This window comes from Microbacterium sp. (assembly GCF_032084865.1).
Lineage (GTDB): Bacteria > Actinomycetota > Actinomycetes > Actinomycetales > Microbacteriaceae > Microbacterium.
The window spans coordinates 1-2,555 of sequence record NZ_DAMDLU010000223.1 but is presented as its reverse complement, the minus strand read 5'-3'; the positions used below and the strand labels follow the sequence as shown (position 1 = coordinate 2,555).

Annotated in this window: 3 protein-coding genes; 1 reads left to right on the top strand and 2 read right to left on the bottom strand. The window is 70.5% G+C overall.

The annotated features are described in order from the left end of the window. Positions 1-498: dihydroxyacetone kinase subunit DhaL (gene dhaL / locus RT309_RS14720; protein WP_313358235.1), on the bottom strand; the 498-nt coding region annotated here is incomplete at its 3' end. Positions 499-547: 49 nt separating this feature from the next. Beyond that, positions 548-1,540 carry a dihydroxyacetone kinase subunit DhaK gene (dhaK, locus tag RT309_RS14715; protein WP_313358233.1) on the bottom strand — a complete coding sequence of 331 codons (993 nt, stop codon included), beginning with the start codon at positions 1,538-1,540 and terminating at the stop codon, positions 548-550. A gap of 218 nt (positions 1,541-1,758) precedes the next feature. On the opposite strand from dhaK, the gene RT309_RS14710 reads away from it, so the two are divergent. Then, positions 1,759-2,555, top strand: a 797-nt coding sequence (locus tag RT309_RS14710; RefSeq protein WP_313358236.1) for an acetyl-CoA C-acyltransferase, incomplete at its 3' end; no start/stop codon positions are given.

Here is a 2,555-nt window from a genome sequence, read left to right as displayed (position 1 = left end):
GGCGGCGGCGGCATCTGCCGAGGCAGAAAGCGCCGCCCCGAGGTCTTCCCCGTCGGCGAGAGCCGTGTCGAGCGCGTCGAGGGCGGGTGCCATCGCGTCGTACATCGTCTTGTCTCCCGCCTCGGGCTTGCCGCGTGCCACGACGCCGTCCATTCCGGCGCGCAGCGCGCCCGCGAGCGCTGCGGCGTCGAGGGTCGACACTGCGCCCGCGGTCATGCCCATGCGCAGGAAGAACGTGCCGTACAGGGGTCCGCTCGCGCCGCCCACCGAGCTGACCAGGGTCATGCCGACACTCTTGAGCAGCTCGTCGATCGTCTCGGGCGCGCCGGCGCCGAGCTTCTCGACGACCGCTGTCATGCCGCGGGCCATGTTGGCGCCGTGGTCGGCGTCGCCGATGGCGGAGTCGAGCTCGGTGAGCCACTCGCGCTTGTCGTTCATGGCGGCGGCGAAGCGCGAGATCCAGTCGTGCAGGGCGGCGGTGTCGATCGTCGAGGTCATGCGTGCTCCTATGTGGCGAGGTGGGTCGGGTGTCAGCGAGGGACGTGTCTCAGGCGCCCCAGCGCAGACCGGGGGTGACGACCGGCGCATCCCACAGCCGCAGGATCTCGTCGTCGGCCTTCAGCACCGTCACCGAGCAGCCGGCCATGTCGAGCGAGGTGATGTAGTTGCCGACGAGGTTTCGAACGATCTGCACGCCCGCCTTCTCGAGCAGCGCGGCGACCTCGGCGTACATCAGGTACAGCTCGATCTGCGGGGTCGCTCCCATGCCGTTGAGCATGACGATCGCGGGGCCGGCGACGTCGAGGTCGGCGAGGATCGGCTCGACGAGCTGCCGGGCGATGTCGGATGCCGGGGCCAGGGGTTCGCGGTGCCGGCCGGGTTCGCCGTGGATGCCGATGCCGATCTCCATCTGATCGTCGGGCAGGTCGAAGGTGGGCTTGCCCGCCGCCGGAACCGTGCAGCTGGTGAGGGCCATGCCCATCGAGCGGCCCTGACCGTTGACCTTCTGAGCGAGCGCGACCACCGCGGCGAGGTCTTGCCCCTCCTCTGCCGCGGCGCCCACGATCTTCTCCAGCAGCACGGTCAGCCCGACCCCGCGACGTCCCGCGGTGTACAGCGAGTCCTGCACGGCGACGTCGTCGTCGACCACCACGGTGCCGACCTCGATGCCCTCCATCTCGGCGAGCTCCGCCGCCATCTCGAAGTTCAGCACGTCGCCGGTGTAGTTCTTCACGATGTGCAGCACACCCGCACCACGGTCGACGGCCTTCGTGGCGGCCTGCACACGGTCGGGGGTCGGCGAGGTGAAGATCTCTCCGGCGACGGCCGCGTCGAGCATCCCGACCCCGACGAAGCCGCCGTGCAGCGGCTCGTGGCCCGACCCGCCGCCGGAGACGACGGCGACCTTGCCCTGCTCCTTCGGCGTCGCGCGGGTGATCACGTGCGTGTCGAGATCGACCGAGAGCTCGGGATGCGCGGCGGCGACTCCCCGCAGCGATTCGACGAGCACGTCCTCCGGCTTGTTGATGAGCTTCTTCATGCTGCGATCTCCTTCGATCTCACGGGCGTCGCCCGCTCGGGAACATCCTCCGTCATGGTCGAATCTGCTCGGAGCCCCTCGCGTTGTCAAGGTCGATCGCGCAGCCGCGGTTCCGCCGCCTGCGGGCGTGGCGGTTGCCATACCGGGAGCGATCTGGAATCGTATTCCTGAACGATCGGTCTGTAATGGATCCGGTGACCGCGCTCGAGAGGATGACGATGTCCGAGGCCTATCTCGTCGACGGCGTGCGCACGCCGGTCGGCCGGTACGGCGGCGCCCTCGCCGGCGTCCGTCCCGACGACCTCGCCGCGCTGGTCGTCGCCGAGGCGGTCTCCCGGGCGGGAGTGCCGGCGGATGCCATCGACGAGGTCATCCTGGGAGCCGCGAACCAGGCCGGTGAGGACAACCGCAACGTCGCCCGAATGGCGGTGCTGCTGGCAGGACTGCCGGACAGCATCCCGGGGTTCACGGTCAACCGCCTGTGCGCGTCGGGGATGACGGCGATCGCCCTGGCTTCGCAGGCGATCCGCGCCGGCGACGCCGACCTGATGGTCGCCGGCGGCGTCGAATCGATGACCCGCGCGCCGTGGGTGCAGGCCAAGCCCGCTCGCGCATGGGCGAAGCCCGGCGACGCGTATGACACGTCGATCGGGTGGCGGTTCCCGAATCCCCGCCTGCTGGCTCGTGACAAGGCGACGTTCTCGATGCCCGAGACGGCAGAGGAGGTCGCGCGCGTCGAGGGGATCAGCAGAGCGGATGCCGACGCCTTCGCCCTGCTCAGCCATCAGCGAGCCCTCGCGGCCATCGACGCCGGAAGGCTGTCGCCGGAGATCGTCGCGGTCGAGTCGACCCGCGGGCTCGTCGACACGGACGAGGGACCGCGCCGCGAGACGTCGCTCGAGGCGCTGGCCGCGCTGCGTCCGGTCGTCGCGGGCGGCGAGGTGGTCACTGCAGGCAACGCGAGCTCGCTCAACGACGGCGCCTCGGCGATCGTCGTGGCGGGGGCGGATGCCGT